This is a genomic window from Paraburkholderia sp., from assembly GCF_028283785.1.
Classification (GTDB): Bacteria; Pseudomonadota; Gammaproteobacteria; order Burkholderiales; family Burkholderiaceae; genus Paraburkholderia.
This window is the reverse complement of record NZ_JAPWKB010000018.1, coordinates 202477-223107: the sequence shown is the minus strand read 5'-3', so window position 1 is coordinate 223107 and position 20631 is coordinate 202477. Positions and strand designations below refer to the sequence as shown.

At 63.6% G+C, this 20631-nt stretch carries 18 protein-coding genes and 1 pseudogene; 8 read left to right on the top strand and 11 right to left on the bottom strand.

The features are described from left to right. Positions 1–148 precede the first annotated feature (148 nt). The 3 genes from hemC to PW947_RS20850 are packed head-to-tail and all read left to right on the top strand — an operon-like array spanning position 149 to position 4403. On the top strand, positions 149–1129 hold the full coding sequence (gene hemC / locus PW947_RS20860) for a hydroxymethylbilane synthase (RefSeq protein WP_299634286.1): 981 nt from the start codon (positions 149–151) through the stop codon (positions 1127–1129). Beyond that, the gene (hemDX, locus tag PW947_RS20855; protein ID WP_299634285.1) at positions 1129–3210 is read left to right on the top strand and encodes a fused uroporphyrinogen-III synthase HemD/membrane protein HemX; all 2082 of its coding nucleotides are present in this window, start codon (positions 1129–1131) and stop codon (positions 3208–3210) included. The genes hemC and hemDX overlap by 1 nt, the downstream gene beginning before the upstream one ends. Positions 3211–3212: 2 nt before the next feature. Then, the gene (locus PW947_RS20850) at positions 3213–4403 is read left to right on the top strand and encodes a heme biosynthesis protein HemY (protein WP_299634284.1); all 1191 of its coding nucleotides are present in this window, start codon (positions 3213–3215) and stop codon (positions 4401–4403) included. A 118-nt stretch (positions 4404–4521) separates the two neighbouring features. On the opposite strand, the gene PW947_RS20845 is transcribed toward PW947_RS20850, so the two are convergent. The 3 genes from PW947_RS20845 to PW947_RS20835 form a co-directional block, all read right to left on the bottom strand. Continuing rightward, entirely contained in the window at positions 4522–5841 is a 1320-nt protein-coding gene (locus tag PW947_RS20845; RefSeq protein WP_299634283.1) for an MFS transporter, read from the bottom strand. Between the two features lie 180 nt (positions 5842–6021). Further along, the gene (locus PW947_RS20840; RefSeq protein WP_299634282.1) at positions 6022–6780 is read right to left on the bottom strand and encodes an SDR family oxidoreductase; all 759 of its coding nucleotides are present in this window, start codon (positions 6778–6780) and stop codon (positions 6022–6024) included. Between the two features lie 67 nt (positions 6781–6847). Continuing rightward, complete coding sequence (locus PW947_RS20835; RefSeq protein ID WP_299634281.1) at positions 6848–8287, bottom strand: aldehyde dehydrogenase family protein; 1440 nt, start codon at positions 8285–8287, stop codon at positions 6848–6850. Positions 8288–8662: 375 nt separating this feature from the next. Here PW947_RS20835 and ppa point away from each other — a divergent pair, with 375 nt between their 5' ends. Next, positions 8663–9190: an inorganic diphosphatase gene (ppa, locus tag PW947_RS20830; protein WP_299634279.1), complete on the top strand. Its 528-nt coding sequence runs from the start codon at positions 8663–8665 to the stop codon at positions 9188–9190. 210 nt (positions 9191–9400) lie between these two features. Here ppa and PW947_RS20825 read toward each other — a convergent pair. Next, positions 9401–9667: pseudogene (locus PW947_RS20825) on the bottom strand (GIY-YIG nuclease family protein); the annotation flags it as partial. Between the two features lie 6 nt (positions 9668–9673). Then, positions 9674–10843 (bottom strand): GNAT family N-acetyltransferase, encoded by a 1170-nt coding sequence (locus PW947_RS20820; RefSeq protein ID WP_299634277.1) that lies wholly within the window; start codon positions 10841–10843, stop codon positions 9674–9676. Positions 10844–11142: 299 nt separating this feature from the next. Between PW947_RS20820 and glnK the strand changes: the two genes are divergently transcribed. Beyond that, positions 11143–11481 (top strand): P-II family nitrogen regulator, encoded by a 339-nt coding sequence (glnK, locus tag PW947_RS20815; protein ID WP_299634276.1) that lies wholly within the window; start codon positions 11143–11145, stop codon positions 11479–11481. A 340-nt stretch (positions 11482–11821) separates the two neighbouring features. Here glnK and PW947_RS20810 read toward each other — a convergent pair whose 3' ends face one another. From PW947_RS20810 to hisQ, 4 genes are all read right to left on the bottom strand, one after another. Continuing rightward, the gene (locus tag PW947_RS20810; protein ID WP_299634275.1) at positions 11822–12925 is read right to left on the bottom strand and encodes a porin; all 1104 of its coding nucleotides are present in this window, start codon (positions 12923–12925) and stop codon (positions 11822–11824) included. Positions 12926–13547: 622 nt separating this feature from the next. Further along, positions 13548–14327, bottom strand: coding sequence for an ABC transporter ATP-binding protein (locus tag PW947_RS20805; protein WP_299634274.1), 780 nt, complete (start codon positions 14325–14327; stop codon positions 13548–13550). A gap of 44 nt (positions 14328–14371) precedes the next feature. Then, on the bottom strand, positions 14372–15085 hold the full coding sequence (locus tag PW947_RS20800; protein ID WP_299634273.1) for an ABC transporter permease: 714 nt from the start codon (positions 15083–15085) through the stop codon (positions 14372–14374). Beyond that, positions 15082–15771 (bottom strand): histidine ABC transporter permease HisQ, encoded by a 690-nt coding sequence (gene hisQ / locus PW947_RS20795; protein ID WP_299634272.1) that lies wholly within the window; start codon positions 15769–15771, stop codon positions 15082–15084. The genes PW947_RS20800 and hisQ overlap by 4 nt, the downstream gene beginning before the upstream one ends. Before the next feature lie 684 nt (positions 15772–16455). On the opposite strand from hisQ, the gene PW947_RS20790 reads away from it, so the two are divergent. Beyond that, positions 16456–17163 (top strand): pirin family protein, encoded by a 708-nt coding sequence (locus tag PW947_RS20790; protein WP_299634271.1) that lies wholly within the window; start codon positions 16456–16458, stop codon positions 17161–17163. Positions 17164–17256: 93 nt separating this feature from the next. On the opposite strand, the gene PW947_RS20785 is transcribed toward PW947_RS20790, so the two are convergent. After that, on the bottom strand, positions 17257–17802 hold the full coding sequence (locus tag PW947_RS20785) for a periplasmic heavy metal sensor (RefSeq protein ID WP_299634588.1): 546 nt from the start codon (positions 17800–17802) through the stop codon (positions 17257–17259). 220 nt (positions 17803–18022) lie between these two features. On the opposite strand from PW947_RS20785, the gene PW947_RS20780 reads away from it, so the two are divergent. Further along, entirely contained in the window at positions 18023–18748 is a 726-nt protein-coding gene (locus PW947_RS20780) for a response regulator (protein WP_299634270.1), read from the top strand. Next, positions 18732–20051, top strand: coding sequence for an ATP-binding protein (locus tag PW947_RS20775; protein WP_299634269.1), 1320 nt, complete (start codon positions 18732–18734; stop codon positions 20049–20051). The genes PW947_RS20780 and PW947_RS20775 overlap by 17 nt, the downstream gene beginning before the upstream one ends. A 258-nt stretch (positions 20052–20309) precedes the next feature. Here PW947_RS20775 and PW947_RS20770 read toward each other — a convergent pair whose 3' ends face one another. Next, on the bottom strand, positions 20310–20576 hold the full coding sequence (locus PW947_RS20770) for a hypothetical protein (RefSeq protein WP_299634268.1): 267 nt from the start codon (positions 20574–20576) through the stop codon (positions 20310–20312). Between the last annotated feature and the right edge of the window lie 55 nt (positions 20577–20631).

Here is a 20631-nt window from a genome sequence, read left to right as displayed (position 1 = left end):
ACAATGCGCGCGGCACGGCAATGGGCGCCCGGAGGCCCTGTCTCTTCCATCGATTCCGCGTCAGCGTGGGCTCACCGGCCGATAAAAGGTCGGGAAAGCGCGTGCTAACATTGTTTGTTATTACCTCCCGCCATCCAAAGCTTCCGCAATGAATCCCGAGACGTTCGACACATCGCCCCACACGCTTGTAATTGCTTCGCGAGAAAGCCGCCTGGCCATGTGGCAGGCTGAGCATGTGCGGTGTGCGCTGCACAAATTATATCCATCTTGTGACGTAAAAATTCTCGGAATGACGACGCGCGGCGATCAGATTCTCGATCGCACGCTGTCGAAGGTCGGCGGCAAGGGTCTGTTCGTGAAGGAACTCGAGGCTGCGCTGGCCGATGGCCGCGCCGATCTCGCGGTGCATTCGCTGAAAGACGTACCGATGGAACTGCCCGAAGGCTTCGCGCTGTCCACCATCATGGAACGCGAAGATCCGCGCGACGCGTTCGTGTCGAACGACTTCGCTTCGCTGGCGGCGTTGCCGCCGGGCAGCGTGGTCGGCACGTCGAGTCTGCGGCGCGAATCGATGCTGCGCGCGCGTTTTCCGCATCTGGTCGTGCAACCGTTGCGCGGCAATCTCGATACGCGGCTCGCGAAGCTCGACCGCGGCGAATACGCCGGGATCATCCTCGCGGCGGCGGGTTTGAAGCGCCTCGGTCTCGACGCGCGGATTCGCGCGCTGATCGATCCGGAGGACAGCTTGCCGGCCGCAGGGCAGGGCGCGCTAGGCATCGAGATCCGCGCCGACCGCGCCGATCTGGCCAGGTGGCTCGCGCCTTTGCATCACGAACATACGGCCGCAGCCGTCGAAGCGGAGCGGATGGTGTCGCGCGCGCTCGGCGGCAGTTGCGAAGTGCCGCTCGCGGCGCACGCCACGTGGCACGACGGCGCGCTGCATCTGCGCGGTATCGTCGCGACGCCCGACGGCCAGCGCGTGCTGCACGCGCACGGTTCGGCGCCCGCGCCGACGGTCGAGCGTGCGATCGAGTTGGGCCGTGAAGTCGCCACCGCGCTCGAAGCTCAGGGCGCGCTCGAAATCGTCCGTTCGCTGAATACCGCGAGCGGTCCGGCCGCCGGCGCGTGATGACGGCCGGCGCCACGCCTCGCGACACAGTCGGCCGCTCCGGCCCGGCGAGCTTCACCGTCGTCGTCACGCGACCGGCCGGTCAGTCGGACGCGCTGATGGCCGAGCTGGCTGCGGCCGGTGTCGCTTCGCTCGAATTCCCGCTGATCGATATCGCGCCCGCGCTCGACGTCGCGCCGTTGCGCGCCGCGCTGGCCGCGCTGTCGGACTACGCGCTGGTGGTGTTCGTGTCGCCGAACGCGGTCGATTACGCATTCGGCCACTACGACGCGATCTGGCCGCATGCGCTGCCGGTCGGCGTGGTCGGACCGGGCAGCGTTGCGGCGCTCGCGCGGCACGGCGTCGAAGCGCCTGCGTACACGGTGATCAGCCCGTCGTCGGGTGTCGACGACGACGGCGCGCGTTTCGATTCCGAAGCGCTGTTCGCCGCGATCGACGCGCGCTCGGGCGAAGCATCGCTCGACGGCAAGCGCGTGCTGATCGTGCGCGGCGACGGCGGCCGCGAATGGCTCGCCGATCGTCTGCGCGAAGCGGGCGCGGAAGTCGAAACCGTGGCCGCTTACCGGCGTCTCGTGCCGGAACCGGCTGTCGGCGCATGGACGCAGGTTCACGCGCTGCTGACGGGCAAGCCGCACGCATGGCTCATCACCAGTTCCGAAGGCGTGCGCAATCTGAACGAGCTCGCGCACGAGCATCTGAATGTCGCGGAGATCGCGCAACTCAAACGCGCGGCCGTCGTCGCACCGCATCCGCGCATCGCCGAGACCGCGCGGGGATTGGGTTTTGATAGCATTACGGTGTCCGGCGCCGGCGATCAACGCATTGCCCGCGCGCTGCTGTCCGCCGCCGCTTCGGCGTCATCGGCCGCGACAGCGGTTTCAGAAGACCCGGCTGCCTCAGATATATCCGCCGCTTCCGTTGTTAAACCGGTTCCGTCCAACCCGGCTCACTCACGCATGACTGAAACGAACGCATCCACGAACGCTTCCTCCCAGCCGTCCCCGGCCGCTACGTCGCCGTTGCCGCCGAATTCCCCGTTCACGCCTTACGAAGCACAGACGCCGCGCCGCAGCGCCAGCGGTCCGGTGCTGTGGTTCGTGGTGGTGGTGATCGCGTGCGCGGCGGGTGTGGGCGGCTATGCGCTGAACCGCAAGGTCGAGCGCACCGAGCAGCAACTCGCGCAGCGCCAGCAGGCCAACGACGCGCAAACCGCCGAACTGCGGGTCAAGACCGATCAGGCGCTCGCCACGGTCCATCAGATCGATTCGCAGACGTCGCAACTCGAAGGCAAGCTCGCCGACGCGCAGACCGCGCAAAGCGCGCTGCAACAGCAATACGCCGATCTCGCGCGCAATCGCGACGACTGGACGCTCGCCGAAGTCGCGCAGATGCTGTCGAGCGCGAGCCAGCAGTTGCAACTGACCGGCAACACGCAACTCGCGCTGTTCGCGCTGCAAAGCGCCGACACGCGCCTGGCCGCGTCCGACGGTGCGCAGGTGATCGCGGTCCGCAAGGCGATCGCGCAGGACATCGACAAGCTGAAGGCCGCACCGTCCACCGACCTGACCGGACTGGCGATCAAGCTCGACAACGCGATCGCCCAGATCGACTCGCTGCCGCTCGCGGGCGAAGCACCGATCGCGCACGCCACGCCGAAGGCCGACACGCCCGCCGACGTCGCCAAGGTCGCCGCCGCGACCGGCGAGCCGAAGTGGAAAGTGTGGTGGAACACCATCTCGAACGGCATCGGTCAGCAGTTGACGAGCCTCGTGCAGGTGCGTCGCATCGATCACGCCGATGCGATGCTGACGTCGCCGGATCAAGGGTATTTCGTCCGTGAGAATCTGAAGCTGCGGCTGTTGTCCGCGCGGCTTGCGCTGCTGTCGCGTAACCAGAGCACGCTGAAGTCCGACCTGCACGCCGCCGACGATGCGCTCGCAACCTATTTCGATGCGTCGTCGAAGCGCACGGAGACGGTCCGTGATCTGGTCAAGCAGGTGGACGGCGCTTCGGCCGCAGTCGACGTGCCGACGATCGACTCCAGTCTGCAAGCGGTCAATCAATACCGGAGCCGAGGTTAATCATGGCGATCCGGGGTCTTCTTTGGCTGGCGTTCCTGTTTGCCATCGCCGTCGTGCTCGCCACGGTCGGGCGTTTCGATGCCGGGCAGGTGTTGCTGGTGTATCCGCCGTACCGCATCGACGTGTCGCTGAATCTGTTTATCGTCGCGATCGTCGTGCTGTTCATCCTGATCTACGCGCTGTTGCGCATCGTCCGCAATATCTGGCGCATGCCGCAGCGGGTCGCCGCGTATCGCGCCCGTTCGCGGGTCGCGAAGGCGCACGCGGCGTTGCGCGACGCGGTCGGCAATCTGTACGCGGGACGGTTTTCGCGTGCTGAAAAGGCCGCGCGCGACGCGCTCGCCAATGGCGACAACAAGGGCGCGGCCGGTCTGATCGGCGCAAGCGCGGCGCACCGGATGCACGAATACGCGCGTCGCGACGAGTGGCTCGCGCAGATCGACGAGGCCGACTGGCAGGACGCGCGTCTGATGGCGACAGCCGACATGCGCGCCGATGGCCGCGACGCCGACGGTGCGCTGGCCGCGCTGACCGAAATGCAGTCGCAAGGCGCGCGTCGTCTGCATGCGCAACAGATCACGCTGCGTGCGCAGCAGCAGTTGAAGAACTGGGGCGAAGTGCTGAAGCTGGTCAAGACGCTGGAAAAGCGCGAGGCGATTCATCCGGCCGTGGCGGTGCGTTTGCGTCAATTGGCGGCTGAAAATCTGTTGCGCGATCGTCGTCATAACGCGGACGCATTGCTCGAACTGTGGCATTCGCTGTCGGCTGTCGAGCGTCATTCGCCGCGCCTGGCCGATCTCGCCGCCGAATTGCTGGTCGCGCTGAACAAGCCGCAAGAGGCGCGCAGGATCGTCGAAGAGGCGCTGGCGCAGAACTGGGACGCGCGTTTGCTGCGTCGTTATCCCGATACGGCGGGCGGCGATGCATTGCCGCTGATCCAGAAGGCCGAAGGCTGGAAGAAGGATCGTCCGGACGATGCCGACCTGCTGTTCGCGTTGGGCCGCCTGTGCCTGCATCAGCAACTGTGGGGCAAGGCGCAATCGTTCCTCGAAATGGCGCTGAAACTGGCCGACAACGAGACGTTGAAGATTCGCTCGCATCGCGCGCTGGCACGCTTGCATGAGCAGCTCGGCGACTCGACCCGCGCGAGCGAGCATTATCGCGAAAGCGCGCTGGCGATGAATATCGTCTGAGGTCGCATTGAGCGGCAGTAATAAAAAGCCCCGGCGCGGTGAACGCGCCGGGGCTTTTTCGTTGCGGGCGGGATGTCGGTAGCGAACCCGCTGCGCGGGCAGCGCGTCGCGTCCCTGGCTAGCGGTTCACCAGTTTCCCCGGCACGCTGAGCGCCAGCAATCCGCCGAGCACCATGAATGCCGCCAGCATATACATGCCGGAATCGTTCGCGCCCGTCACCTGTTTGAGCCAGCCCATTGCATACGGGCTCAGAAAGCCCGCCAGATTGCCGATCGAGTTGATCATCGCGATGCCTGCGGCCGCGCCGGTTCCGGCGAGGAACGCCGTGGGCAGACTCCAGAACAGCGGTAACGTGGTCAGGATGCCGATGGTCGCGAGCGTCAGCGCGGTCATGGCGAGCAGCGTGTCGTGCGCCCATACGACGGACAGCACCAGCCCGATCGCGCCGGCCAGCGCCGGCAACGCGATATGCCAGCGGCGCTCGCGCGAGTGGTCGGCGCTGCGCGACACCAGCACCATCACGACCACCGCCGCCGCGAACGGAATCGCCGACAGCAATCCGATGATCCAGGGGTCGGTGACACCGGTGGCCTTGATGATGGTCGGCAGCCAGAAGCTCACGCCGTAAAGACCCATCACGAACGACAGATAGATCGCGCTCATCAACCACACGCGGCCGCTCGACAGCACCTGACGGATCGGCATGTCGTGCTTGGTCGCGTCTTCCGCCGCGATATTGCGTTCGAGCAACTGGCGTTCTTCGGGCGTCAGCCATTTGGCCGTCGCGATCCGGTCGTCGAGCACGAAGAACACCAGCACGCCGACGATCACCGACGGGATGCCTTCGAGCAGAAACAGCCATTGCCAGCCGTGCCAGCCGTTCGCGCCGTTGAAGTTCTTCAGGATATAGCCGGACACCGGCCCGCCGATCACGCCGGACAGCGCGATCGCCGTCATGAACCACGTCGTCATCCGCCCGCGCCGATGCGCCGGATACCAGTAGGTCAGATACAGGATGATGCCGGGGAAAAATCCCGCTTCGGCGAGCCCGAGCAGAAAGCGCATCACGTAGAACATGGTCGGCGTCGTGACGAACATCGTCGCCATCGACACGATGCCCCACGACACCATGATCCGCGCAATCCAGACCCGCGCGCCGACCTTGTGCAGAATCACGTTGCTCGGAATCTCGAAGATGAAGTAGCCGATAAAGAAGATGCCCGCGCCGAAGCCGTACACGGCGTCGCTCAGGTTCAGGTCGGCGCTCATCTGCAATTTCGCGAAGCCGACGTTCACGCGATCCAGATACGCGACCACGTAACACAGCATCAGCAGCGGCGTCAGACGCCACGCGACCTTGCGATACGTCGCTTCTTCGAAGGTGGAAGGCGGCGCGCCCGCGCCGGGATGGTGGAGCGGGTTGGCAGGGCTGGCCATCGGGTGTCTCCTTGCTTTTTTGTAAAAAGAAGTACCGCCGTGTCCCGATTCTAGTCGCGCGAACAGGCTTTTGAAGCGCTTGCGAACCGGGGGAAAACACTAGGGCGTGACGGCGGTCTTCGGGCCGCCTTCGAACGTTCTATGGCTACGCAGGATGTCTTTTTTTCATCCGCCGGCACGCTATACGCAGCGGCCGCCGTCCACTTCGAGGCAGGTGCCGGTGATGAACTCCGCTTCGTCCGATGCGAGATACAGGCACGCGTTGGCGATGTCTTGCGGCGTCGAAAAACGGCCGAGCGGAATGGTCGACAGGAAGCGCTGGCGATTCTCCGGCGTATCTTCGACGCCCATGAACTCGGTCATCAACGCGGTTTCGCCCATCACCGGATTTACACAGTTCACGCGAATCCGGTCCGGACCGAGTTCCACCGCGAGCGCCTTGCTGGCGACGATCATCGCGCCCTTGCTGCCGTTGTACCAGACCAGACCCGGGCGCGGCCGGACCCCGGCGGTGGACGCGATATTGATGAATACGCCGCCGCCCTGACTGCGAAAATACGGGACGAATTGCTGGACGCTCCAGTAGAGGCCTTTGACGTTCACCGCATACACGCGATCGAACTCGGCTTCGGTCACTTCCATCACCGGTTTGTTGCGATGCGTGGTGCCCGCATTGTTGACGACGATCTGCACGCTGCCGAAGTCGTCGAGCGCGGCTTCGCGCAGGCGTTGCCAGTCTTCGCTGCGTGTGATGTCGCCGGCGACCGCGATCGCCTTGCCGCCCGACAGCGCGATCTCGCTCGCGACGCGTTCGGCGGCTGCGCCGTTCAGGTCGTTGACGACGACGTTCGCGCCTTCGCGCGCGTAGGTTTTCGCAATGCCTTCACCGAATCCCGAGCCGCCACCCGTGACGATGGCCGTCTTTCCAGTCAAACGCATGTTGTCTCCAATGTTGTGATGTTCGACGCGGCGCGCGCCTGAGGTGCCTGGTCGTGCGTAACCGTGTCTAGCCGTGCCTGATCGCGACCGTCTTCAGTGCGGTGAAGCCGTAAAGCGCTTCGAAGCCTTTCTCGCGGCCGTGTCCCGAGTGGCCGTTGCCGCCGAACGGCAATTCGACGCCGCCGCCCGCACCGTAGTTGTTGATGAACACCTGGCCCGCGCGGACGCGTCGCGCAAGACGCAATTGGCGTGCGCCGTCGCGGGTCCAGATGCCGGCGACGAGTCCGTACAGCGTGCCGTTCGCGAGCGAGACCGCTTCGTCTTCGTCCGCGAACGACATTGCGGCGAGCACCGGTCCGAATACTTCTTCCTGTGCGAGCCGGTGCGTGGGTGGCACGTCGCGCAGCAGCGTCGGCGCCTGGTAAAAACCGGTTTCCGGCGCTTCGGCGATCACCTCGCCGTGCGCGGCCATCGCGATGCCGTCGTGTTGTGCGTCGGACAGAAAATCCCACACGCGACGTTGCTGCTTCGCGTTGATCAGCGGTCCGCAATCGAGATCCGCGTGCGACGGCCCGACCCGCAGACGATTGAACGCATTCGACAGCCGGTCGAGCAGCGGCTCGTAAATGGCGCGCTCGATCAGCACGCGGCTGCCCGCCGAGCAGGTTTGCCCGGCGTTCTGGACGATCGCGGACACGAGCACGGGCAGCGCTGTGTCGAGATCGGCGTCGGCGAAGACGATTTGCGGCGACTTGCCGCCGAGTTCGAGCGTGACCGGCACGTGGTTTTCTGCGGCCATCTGCGCGACCAGCTTGCCGGTTTGCGGCGATCCGGTGAACGAAATATGGTCGATCCCCGGATGCTGCGCGAGTGCCGCGCCGGCTTCGTGTCCGTAGCCGCTGACGATGTTCAGCGCGCCCGGCGGCAAACCGGCTTCGGTCGCGAGTTCCGCGACGCGCAACACCGACAGGCACGCGTCTTCGGCGGGTTTGACGACGCATGCGTTGCCCGCCGCCAGCGCCGCGCCGACACTGCGGCCGAAAATCTGCATCGGGTAATTCCACGGCACGATATGGCCGGTCACGCCGTGCGGCTCGCGCACGGTAAACACCGTGTAGCCGTGTTGATAGGGCAGCGTTTCGCCGTGAAGTTTGTCGGCGGCGCCCGCGTAGAACTCGAAATAGCGCGCGAGCGCGGCGGCGTCGGCGCGCGCCTGGCGCAGCGGTTTGCCGGTGTCGCGCGCTTCGAGTTGGGCCAGTTCTTCGTGGCACTCGGCGACCCGCATCGACAGCCGGAATAGCAGGCGGCCGCGATCGGCGGCGCTGGCCGCGCCCCACGGGCCTTCGAACGCGTGACGCGCCGATTTCACCGCGATGTCGATGTCGGCGGCGTTGCCGCGTGCGAGTTGCGCGAACGGCTGGCCGTCCGACGGATCGAGCACGGCGATCGTTTCGCCGCCGCGTGCGGCGGTCCATTCGCCCCCGATGAAGTGTTTCGCCTCTTCCATGCAGGTTGCTCCTTTGTAAAAAGATGAGCACCACGATGCGTGCGCGCACACGGACGACACACGTATGCCGCACGCACGCCGCACACTGGCTGTCGCATCCCGACGCGAGCTGCGGCGGGATCCGCGGGATTCGCGTCGAACCGCCGGTCCGGCGGCCGCACAGCGTGCGATCCGGAGGCGACCGTGTTCGAACGATTATCGCGCCGATTCCGCGGCGGTCGCCATTGGCCGTTTGGCTATAATGTCGTATTCCGTATGGTGCGATATGCTGCGGTTTTACCGCTGCTTTGGTCACTGAGGTCTTACCCGGACCTCGCGTGAATCATCGCGGCGCAGCCATCCACCGTTTTCCGTTTTTTCGATCAGAGAGCGCTCATGAGCTTCAATAACGTACCCGCAGGCAAAGACCTTCCGCAAGATTTCAACGTCATCATCGAAATCCCCGCGCAAAGCGATCCGGTGAAGTACGAAGCCGACAAGGAAACGGGCTTGCTGTTCGTTGACAGGTTCATCGGTACGGGCATGCGCTATCCGGCGAACTACGGCTACATTCCGCAAACGCTGGCAGGTGACGGCGACCCGGTCGACGTGCTGGTGCTGACGCCGTTCCCGCTGCTGGCCGGTTCGGTCGTGCGCGCGCGCGCACTCGGCATGCTGAAGATGACGGACGAATCGGGCGAAGACGCGAAGCTGGTCGCCGTGCCGCACGACAAGGTCTGCCCGATGACCGCCTCGATGAAGTCGATCGACGACGTGCCGGCGTATCTGAAGGATCAGATCAAGCACTTCTTCGAGCAATACAAGGCGCTGGAGAAGGGCAAGTGGGTGAAGGTCGAAGGTTGGGCCGACATGGACGCCGCCCACAAGGAAATCACCGACGGCATCGCGAACTTCAACAAGTAAGCTGCCGCGTCGATCCCGGATCGAAAAAAAACCGCGCGAACCCGCAAGGGTCGCGCGGTTTTTTTATGCCGCCGCGGTTTGGGCGGCGCGCTTGCGTCGCGTGGCGGGTTTGGTTTTTTTAGCCTGAGGCGAGGGCGCTGCGTTGGCTTCGGCTTCAGTATCCGTTGCAACGTCTTCCGCCTCGCACGCCTGCGTGTCGATTTCGACGGGCGGCATCACCGAGTCCAGCGTACGTTCGCCGGCGACGAGCGCGCGTTTGGCAACCGGCGTCAAACGCTTGACCCAGTACTCGGCGCGCGATGCGCTGGAGCGCCCGTCGAGTTCGAACGATGCGAGCAGGCGCACGGGTTTGCGCGAGCGCGTATAACGTGCGCCCAGGCCGCTCAGATGCTTGTCGAAACGCGCCTGCACGTCGGTCGCGATGCCGGTGTAGATGCTGCCGTCCGCGCATTCGATCAGATACAGAAACCACGGCATCGTGCGTCAGTCCTTGAACGGATTGTGTTCGCGCAGTTCGTCGACGTAGGCATGAATGCCGCTGGTTTCGCTGTCGAGAAAGCGTCCGACCGCATCGGAAAACGCCGGATGCGCGAGCCAGTGCGCGGAACGCGTCACGGTAGGCAGGAAGCCGCGCGCCATCTTGTGTTCGCCTTGCGCGCCGCCTTCGAAAACGCCGAGCTTTTCCTCGATGCAGAATTCGAGCGGCTGATAGTAGGCGGTTTCGAAATGCAGGCACGGCACGTGTTCGAGCGCGCCCCAGTAGCGGCCGTAGAGCGTGCCGCCGGTCGCGGCATCGCGCTGGTAGACGACCAGCGAACTCGCGATGGGTTTGCCTTCGGCTTCGGCGATCACCAGCAACAGGTTGTCCGGCATCGTCGCGCCGATCGTGCGGAAAAAATCGAGGTTCAGATACGGACTCGAAAAGTGCTCGCGGTAGGTCTGCTTATAGCACTTGTTGAAGAAGCGCCAGTCGGCATCGGTGATGTCCGCGCCGCGTACGCGACGGAACGTGACGCCCGCATCGCGCACCTTGCGTCGCTCGGCCTTGATGTTCTTGCGCTTTTTCTGTTCGAGCGTGGACAGGAAGTCGTCGAAGTGGCGATAGCCGTCGTTGATCCAGTGAAACTGCACGCCTTCGCGCTGCATCATGCCCATCTCGGTGAGCACGGCGCTTTCTGTTTCGGTCGGAAACAGCACGTGCAACGACGATACGTCCGCCTGCTCCGCGAACGCCATCAAGGTGGCGGCGAGGTGGCGCAATGCGTGTGGGTTCGCGGCGAGCAGCCGGTTGCCTTGCACCGGCGTGAACGGCACCGCGCACAGCAGCTTCGGATAGTACGGCAGGCCGTTGCGCTTGTAGGCGTCGGCCCATGCCCAGTCGAACACGTATTCGCCGTAAGAGTGGCCCTTCAGGTAAACCGGCGCGGCCGCGGCGAGCTTGCCGGTGACGGGTTCCGTCAGCGTGACGAACTGCGTGGCCCAACCGGTTTCGGCGACGGCGCACTGCGCCGTGTGCAACGCGCTCAGGAATTCGTGCCGCAGAAACGGCGTGGCTTGTCCCTGCTGCGCGAGCAGCGCATTCCATTCGGCGGCATCGACCTCGAGCGGTGAGGCCAGAATGCCCGTGCGATAATCAAAGCGTTCCTGATTCAACTTGTGGACTGTTCCGATCGGAACGGCGAACCGTGATTCCCGTCGGCAGCAATGCATGGAGCGAGGGGCAGGCGCGTCGTCAGGTTGTTCGAAGTGGACGTATCAGCGTCGGTCGTGACGTCCGGTCATGTTAAAGCAAACCCGCTGATCAGGCGCTGCAACGCAACGCGCGATGCAGCGCGCCACGCGCTTGCCCGAATCCCGCAACGCATCGACGCGGCGTAGAATCGGTTTACCCATTCCTGTCGAATGTCCCGCTTATTTCCCGGTATTTCCCGCTTACGAAGAAGAGGCACACCATGAAACGCATCACTGCAATCATCAAACCGTTCAAACTCGACGAAGTGCGCGAAGCGCTGGCCGAAGCCGGTCTCACCGGCCTGACGGTGACCGAGGTCAAGGGTTTCGGGCGTCAGAAAGGTCACACCGAGCTCTATCGTGGTGCAGAGTACGTGGTCGATTTTCTGCCGAAGGTGAAGATCGAAGTGGTGGTGGCGGATAGCCAGTGCGATCAGGTGATCGATGCGATCGTCGGCGCGGCGCGTACGGGCAAGATCGGCGACGGCAAGATTTTCGTCGCGGAAGTCGAGCGCGTGATTCGCATCCGTACCGGCGAAGAAAACGAAGCCGCTGTCTGAGCGGTGTTTGTCGATGGCGTCAGGCCGTCGGCGGAAAGCTGCACGACAAACCGGCGTTGCGTGAGATCGAGGCAACGTCGGTATTGCACTATGCCGGTGCGTTTCGCGCGGTTCACGCAATGTGAATCACCGCAGCACGAAAGCACAAGGTACCCAATCCGGAACGCTCGACGCGATTCCGTCTTCAGCCGGCAAATCCCATCCGATCGCCCATCAAGATAGCGAATCCGCGCGCCCAATAAAAAACGGTGCGATACCCTTTCGGACATCGCACCGATACGCGCCTCTCGCAGCAGCGTGAAAAAGACTCTCTAACTATTCTGACTACAGCATCGTTCGATTAGAACGAGTGCTGGATACCTGCGTACACGCCCGACTGGTTGTGACCCGGCAGCGGGTTGTCGTTGGTCGCACCGCCGTCGCCAGCGCCTGCGCTGTTCGCTTCGAGACCGAAGTTCGCGGCGTTGCTGTTACGCACTTGCGCGATCTGGATGTCGAGCAGCGTGCGCTTGGACAGGTTGTACGAACCACCGATCGTGTAGATCGTTGCGTTGCCGCCGTTCTTGTTCGCATTCACGTGATAGACCGCCGCGATCAGCGCTGCTGCCGGCGTTGCCTGCCACGTCACACCACCCCATTCGTGATCGAGCGAGGTCGGCGATGCGCCGGCGGCGCTTGCTGCGCTCGACGTGCGGATAGCCTGGTATGCGCCCTGAATCTTGAACGGACCGAGGAACACGTTGACCGCGCCCGTGTATTCACGCGATGCCGTGAACGGGTCGGTGAAGTTGCCGTTTGCCGCGCTGCGGATTTCGTCGTACATACCGCGAACCTGGAACAGCGAGTTCGTGTACGTCAGTTGCAGACCGCCTTCGCGACCTTGCGCCGTCGTGCCGTTACCGTTGAAGTTCGTCGCGTTCGACAGCGCGAACTGACCGTAGACGTCAAAGCCTGCGAACTTCGGCGACTGGTACGAAATGTTGTTGCTCGATTGCGGCCAGTTGCGGCCACGAACCAGCGATGCCGACGACCAGTTCGACTGACCGAACGGATCGAAGTCCCACACGCCGTTCGAGATGAACAGTTCGCGACCCAACAGCAGCGTACCGAACTGGTCGTTCGACATACCGACCGTTGCCCAACGATTGAAGAGACCGCCACCGCCCGGGCCTGCACCCGTCATCGTGTTGAACGAGCCTTCCAACTGGAACAGAACCTTGTTGCCGCCACCGATGTCTTCGACACCTTTCATGCCCCACAGGCTCGTGCCCCAGTCGCCGCTTTCTGCGCGGAACCGATGCGAGGAGCTGCCGGTCGCGCCGTTGCCCAGGCCGCTCATATATTCAAGGCCAGCATCCAGGCGGCCGTACAACGTGACGCTGCTCTGTGCGTGGGCTGCCACGCCAAACGCCAGCAGCGAAGCCGCGAGCAAAGCTTTTTTCATCTTCTCCTCCATACCCTGTCAAAAGAAAAACCCAGTACTGCGAATGGTGCCCGGTCGCACGGAGCGCCGAGCAGAAATCCTGTACCAGGGAGACCAACGGATGGGCAGCATGTGTCTGGACGCGCGGCCTTATTGGAGCCGTCGGTGCGTCTTGCCGATCCCTTGCCGACCGGTATCTCCTGTGTGTTTTGAAGTGAAACTACTTTTTAACAACTTTGTTTTGGTACTTTGGTTACTAATTTAGCAAAAATACCTTTTAGGTGGGAGAAGAAAATCGCTCGCTTCAGACCAGTGTCTCCAAATTGCAATACCGTTGTGCTCAACAATCTATGTCCGCTTCACCCAAAGGCGCAAAAAGCCTTGTGCGACAAGGGAATCACGTTTCCACCGACTTAATGTTAAGGATTGCCACTATTGACGTTGCCAGGCGCTAGAGGTAAAGCGCATCACGCATCGTTTTGATGCTAAAACGTGCACTCCAACGTCCCAAATATGCGTGATTCGCGCGTTGGACGCGCGGCAAACGGATTTCGTCGCGTTCTTCGGAAAATAAAAAAGGCGCCCGGAGGCGCCTTTTTTAATCAATACGGCAACTACAAAAACTACATCGTGCCGGTGGCCGTTATTTCAGGCTGCCCGACAGAAACTGCTTGAGTCGCTCGCTTTTCGTATTTTTAAAGACTTCGTCCGGATGGCCTTCTTCTTCGACGCGGCCCTGATGCAGGAACATCACGTGATTCGACACGTTCCGGGCAAACGCCATTTCGTGCGTGACGACGATCATCGTGCGGCCTTCTTCGGCGAGCGTCTGCATGACTTTCAGCACTTCGCCGACCAGTTCCGGGTCGAGCGCCGACGTCGGCTCGTCGAACAGCATCACGTCGGGGTGCATCGCCAGCGCGCGCGCGATCGCGACGCGTTGCTGCTGGCCGCCCGACAGATGCGACGGATACTGCTTTTCGACGCGCGGCGCGAGCCCGACTTTCTCCAGATACGCGCGCCCCCGTTCTTCGGCTTCGCGGCGCGACAATCCCAGCACGTGAACCGGCGCCTCGATGATGTTTTCGAGCACCGTCATGTGCGCCCACAAGTTGAAGTGCTGGAACACCATCGACAGCTTGGTGCGCACGCGCTGCAACTGCTTCGGGTCGGCCACGTGCAACGCGCCGTGTTTGTCCTGCTTGGTGCGGACTTCTTCGCCGTCGACGAAAATCCGCCCGGAGTTCGGCTGTTCGAGGAAGTTGATACAGCGGAGCATCGTGCTCTTGCCCGAACCGGACGATCCGATCACGCTGATCACGTCGCCGGCATTCGCTTTCAGCGACACGCCTTTGAGAACTTCGTTATCGCCGTACTGTTTGTGAAGCTCGTCGACGAAGAGCTTTTGCTTCATTGTGTTCATCAGGGTCCTTGACGCAAGCGGGCCGGATTACGCGGCGTGCGATGTTATTTGCCTTGCGGTCGCAAATACGCGAGCCAGCGACGCTCGGCGCGGCGGAACAGCCACACCAGCGTGAACGATACAAACAGATAGAGCAGGGCGGCGATGCCGAACGCGTTGAACGACTGATAGGTCGCCGAGTTCACGTCGCGCGCGATCTTCAGGATGTCCGGCACGGTCGCGGTGAACGCGACGGTGGTGGCGTGCAGCATCAGGATCACTTCGTTGCTGTAGTACGGCAGTGCGCGGCGCAGCGCCGACGGCAGGATCACGCGCCGGTACAGCGTGAACGGCGACATGCCGTACGCACGCGCCGCTTCGATCTCGCCGTACGGCGTGGCCTTGATCGCGCCCGCGAAAATTTCCGTGGTGTACGCGCAGGTGTTCAGCGTGAACGCGAGCAGCGTGCAGTGCATGCCGTCGCGGAAGAACGCGTTGGTCAGCTCGTTGTTGCGGATGATTTCGAGGCTGTACAAACCGGTGTAGCAAAGCAGCAGCTGCACGTAGAGCGGCGTGCCGCGAAAGATATACGTGTACAGCCACACGAGCCGCGACAGCCATTTCTTCTTCGACACGCGCGCCACCGCGAGCGGCACCGACAGACAGAACCCGAGCCCGATCGACACCACCAGCAGCCACGCGGTGATCGCGAGACCGGTAACGCGGTAGCCGTCGGTGAAAAGGTAGTTGCGCCAGTATTGCTGGATCAGCTCGATCATAGGTCCGCCTTACGCACGCCGGTCGAGTAGCGCTTTTCGAGGTAAATCAACACGAAGTTCGACACCGTGGTGATCGCGAGATAGATCGCGCCCGCCAGCAGCGTGAAGAAGAAGAACCGCAACGTGCCCTTGCCCGCATCCTGCGACGCCTTGACGACGTCGGCGAGGCCGATGATCGACACCAGCGCGGTCGCCTTGACCATCACCTGCCAGTTGTTGCCGATGCCCGGCAGCGCGAAACGCATCATCTGCGGGAACATGATCCGCGTGAACACCTGCCAGCCGGTCATCCCGTAAGCCGCGCCCGCTTCGAGCTGGCCGCGCGGCACCGCGAGGAATGCGCCGCGGAAGGTCTCGGTGAAATACGCGCCGTAGATGAAGCCGAGCACCGCGACGCCGGCCACGAACGGATCGATGTCGATCTGATCCCAGCCGAGCAGGTCGGTCAGGTTGTTCAGCCAGATCTGGATGCTGTAGAACAGCAGCAGCATCAGCACCAGATCGGGCACGCCGCGCACGACGGTCGTGTAGATCGTGCCGAGTCCGTTCGATACCCGGTTTTTCGACAGTTTCGCCGCCGCGCCGATCAGGCCGAGCAGGAAGGCGAACGCCAGCGACAACACCGCCAGCTTGACGGTTTGCCAGGTGCCGCTGAGGATCAGCGGGCCGTAGCCTTGAAGGAGCATAAGGGGTCCCCGACGATACGCGCTGGGCGCACCGCGAAAGACGCGGTGCGCGACGCACCGCTTGTGCAATTCATGATTGCCTGGCCGTTGCCGGCCGGGCAGCGCGTTTTATAACTCTGTGCAACGTCCGACGTTGCGGTTGGCTCTGCGTCCGGCTCCGTCCGACTCTATTACGAAGCCTGGCGTCCGCCCATGCGGGCGAGCCCGGGTGCGAGACGCAGTGCCGCCTGAATCGCACGGATCACATGGGCACGCCGGTATGGGTCAACGGTTCGTTCCGTGGAGGACGGCGCCGCGTTGCGGTCCGGACCTCGCGGTATCTGCGGCCTGCGCCGGGCACAATGCGAACTGCTTCATGGTTCTCCTGGATCGGACTGGTCGTCTTCGGTGACGCGTCGACCGGTACCGGCGGGTAGTCGGTAGCGGGCAACCGGCCGTCGCTATTCTAGGCGGCCAAAATTGTCTCGCCGCGCCCGGCGTAGCCGGGGTCCCGGGCATCGCGGCGTGGCCGCACGCCCGAAAAGCGCGGTATTTTACCCGAACACGCGGCCGACGCCAGTGCGATGGCGGGTTCCGTCGATTGACCGGATTGCTGGAACGGTCCGGTGCATTCGCGCGGATTGTGTACGCGGTCCGCCGCCCCTACATTCCCGTATCGACACTGCATCCGACTGGGAGAATTCCATGATCGACATTCGCCGCTCCGAAGACCGGGGTCACGCCAATCACGGCTGGCTCGATTCGTATCACAGCTTTTCGTTCGCCGATTACCGCGATCCGCAACACGTGCACTTCGGCCCGCTGCGCGTCATCAACGAAGACCGGATCGCGCCGGGGCAGGGCTTCGGCACACACGGCCATCGCGATATGGAGATCGTCACGTACGTGCTCGAAGGCGCGCTGTCGCATCGCGACAGCATGGGCACCGGCTCGACGATCCGTCCCGGCGACGTGCAACGGATGAGCGCGGGCACCGGCGTGCAGCACAGCGAATTCAACGCGTCGCAGGAAGATTCGCTGCATCTGCTGCAGATCTGGGTGATTCCGAAGCGCGCGGGCGACCAGCCCGGCTACGAGGAAAAGCGCTTCGACGCCGCCGACAAACGCGGTCGCCTGCGCGTGGTGGCATCGCCGGACGGACGCGACGGCTCGGTGACGATCCACGCGGACTCGACTCTCTACGCCGGGCTGTTCGACGGTGACGAACGCGCCGAACTCACGCTCGACGCGGGCCGTCAGGCGTATGTGCACGTGGCGCGCGGCACGGTGACGGTCAACGGCGAGGCGCTGGTGGCCGGCGACGCCGCGAAGATCACCGATGCACAACGGGTGACGCTCGAAAAGGGCACCGGCGCCGAAGTGCTGGTGTTCGATCTCGGCGAGCTACGCTAGCCCGCAGGCGGCGCGGATGCGCCGCGCTTCGACGCACTGCAACAAAAAACGCCACGGAAGCGACTTCCGTGGCGTTTTGCCATGCGGCGAGACTTACTGCGCGACAGGTGCCGAAGCCGGACCCTTGCCGTGATGTTCCCAACGGTCGCGCATCTTCATGTGACGCGCTTCCATCTTCGCCCAGTGCTGCTTCAGCGACGTGCTGACGGTGGTTTTCTGCTTGTCGTTCAGGCTGTTGTAGAAATTCAGCCAGGCGGCGGTGGTCTGCTCGCGCAACTGCTGGTCTTGCGCCTCGATCTTCTGATGCGCGGCGTTCATCGCGTTCAGGTCGAGAATGGGTTGTTGTTGCACGGCCTTGAACTGATCCTTCATCTGTTCATGGGTGGCGTGCTCGGCCTGACGGTTCTGCTTCATCGTGTCGAGCGCGGATTGCCACAGCTTTTCCTGATCCGCCGTCAGATTCAGCTGGTTGTGAAGCTGCTGGATATCTTTCATGAAGTGGCCGTGCATGCCGCCGGGGCCACCGTGACCGCCGGGGCCGCCAGGGCCGTCGGTCGGTGCGGCGTGAGCGGCGCCGATGCTGACGGCGAGGGAGGCGACGGCAACGGCGAGAAAGCGCGATATTTTCTTGGACATCAGATTGCTCCTTGGAACGGAATGGCCGAGGATGCAGACACGACAGCAAAGGACGGCGTGCATTCGGTAAGGCACAGCGTAGAGAGCCGCGAGCCGCCTTGTGTTACGTGGAATGGAACGGCTATTACGCGACATTACGTACGCCTTTCGTCGTAACACCCAGTAACCCTTTGCGGAATTGTCGTCACGGAAACCCTTACCAGCGCGCGTTAAACTTCATCTCATGGCTACTCAAATACTTGTCGTCGATGACGACGTCGAACTGCGCGACCTGCTGCGCGACTATCTGGCCCGCCAGGGCATCGAAGTTTCGGTGCTGCATGACGCGGGATCGCTGGAGCGTCGGCTGGAACGCGAACGTCCCGATCTGATCGTGCTCGATCTGATGATGCCGGGCGTCGATGGTCTGACTGCGCTGCGCAAGCTGCGCGCGTCGGGCGACGACATCCCCGTCATCATGCTGACCGCGCGTGCCGATGACGTAGACCGCATCGTCGGTCTCGAACTCGGCGCGGACGATTACCTCGGCAAGCCGTTCAATCCGCGCGAACTGCTGGCGCGCGTGCAGGCGGTGCTGCGGCGGCGTCGCACGTTGCCGTCGGCGGCGGCGCCTGAACAGCGCGAGCCGTTTGGATTCGGCCGCTTCACGCTGGATTTCCAGTCGCGCACGCTGAGCCTCGAAGACAAGCCGCTGACGCTGTCGGGCAGTGAATTCGCGCTGCTGAAAATTTTCGTCAATCACCCGATGCGCACGCTCACGCGTGAGCGTCTGCTCGAATTGCTGCATGGTCCCGAGTACGACGGCACCGACCGCGGCATCGACGTTCAGGTGTGGCGCCTGCGCCGCATTCTGGAAACCGACCCGGCCACACCGCGTTTCATTCAGACGGTGCGTGGGCGCGGTTATGTGTTCGTGCCCGATGGCGAGCAGCATGCGCCGGCCCATTGACTCTCTGTTCGGGCGGCTGGCGGTGCTGGTCGTCGCCGTGCTGCTGTTCTCGCATTTCGCGTGGTACGCGATGATCCGTCTGAACCGCGACCAGTTGCAGACCCGCTACGCGGTCGAGGAAGCCGTGTTCCTCGTCGACGCGGTGCGTCAGCACATCGTCAATTCGCCGGATCAGCCGTTGCCGTCGCGGGTGCAGGTGGTCGATCCCGCCAGCAAGGACGTGCCGCCGGAGAACGCCGGCCTCGACGCGCCGCTGTCGCGTTTCCTCGACGACGTGCGCGACCGGATGCCGTCCGGCAGTCTCGCGCGGATCGGCCCGCCGGGCCGCCCGCCCACGTTGTGGGTGCGTGCGCCGGGCGATCCGAACTGGATCGTGGTGCCGGTGCAGCCGCTGCGTCCGCCGCGTCCGCTCGACCGGCAGGTGTACTGGCTCGTGATGATCTTCGCGTCGGCGGTTGGGGCGGCGCTGTTTGCCGCGTGGCAGTTGCAGCAACCGTTGCGCTCGCTTGCGCATGCGGTCGCGCGGTTCGGGCGGGGCCAGCCGGTGCCGCCGGTGCCGGAGCGCGGTCCGCGTGAATTGCGGCAACTGACGCACGGTTTCAACCAGATGGTGCAGGAAGTCGCGCGTACCGAAAACGATCGCGCGGTGATGCTGGCCGGCGTCGCGCACGACCTGAAAACGCCGCTGGCGCGACTGCGTCTGCGTGCCGAAATGATGGACGACGTGAAGACGCGCGACGGCGTGGTGCGCGACGTCGATTCGATGACGCATATCGTCGAGCAGTTCCTCGTGTTCGCGCACGACGGCGCCGACCGCAGCGAAGGCGTCGATGTCGACGGGCAGTGCGAGCGGGTGGTGCGCAGCTATCGGGCGGTCGCTTCGGGCGTGTCCACGGTGCAAACGGATCTGCGCGCGGGGCCCGGCTTTATATTGCCGGCCGCCACGCTCGACCGCATCCTGTCGAACCTGCTCGACAACGCCCATGCGTACGGCGCGCCGCCCATCGTCGTATCGACCGCGCGCACGTCGGCGGGCTATGTGCTGTCGGTGCAGGACAACGGCAGCGGCATTGCCGCGCAGGACCTGATCAACGCCAGCCGTCCGTTCGTCCGGCTCGATCCGGCGCGCGGCGGCAACGGCCACAGCGGGCTGGGTCTGGCAATCGTCGAACGTCTGGTGCGGCGAACCGGCGGCGAATGGGAAATCGGCAATCACGGCGGCAAGGGTTTGCGCGTGAAGATGACGTTCCCGCTTCAGGTCGTGGCGCGTGTTCCGGCGATGTCGGAAAGTGCGTGGTCGTGAAAGCGCGGACACGACGGCGCTAACGCACACAATGGCGGGTGGTGCTGGACGTGCTGAAGATGCTGGAGAGCCGGGACATGCTGAAGATGGCTGTCTCGGCGAACAGCCGGCGCGCCCGTCGGTGCGCGCCGATTTCGCCGATGCGATCGTTCACTAGTGCAATAGTGCAGTGGCTATAGTGCGATCAGGTGCGGTCTTGATGCCGCTTGCGTGGCAACGTGTGACGTGTGATGCAGCCCGGTTGCGGGCGTGGTGAGACTAGTCGGAGAACAGCGTGTTCAGCGCTGCGGCGGCTTCGCTGTCCACCGTATTCCATGTCACGGTTTCAGCCTCGAAGATGTAATGCGTGGTGTACTTGCCGAGCCGCGCCAGGATCTCTTCCTGAATCACTTCCGGTGCCACTTCCAGTTTCAGATACCACGCGGTCGAAGACAGGCGCGTCTGAAACGCCCCGTATTCGGCCAGCAGATGGTCGAACGCGTCTGCATCGTGATCGCGGCAAACGATGACCAGATTCCCCTTCATGCGAACCTCCCGGTAGAGCAGCGGTAACGTCGAACTTCATAGGAAAGTCGATGAT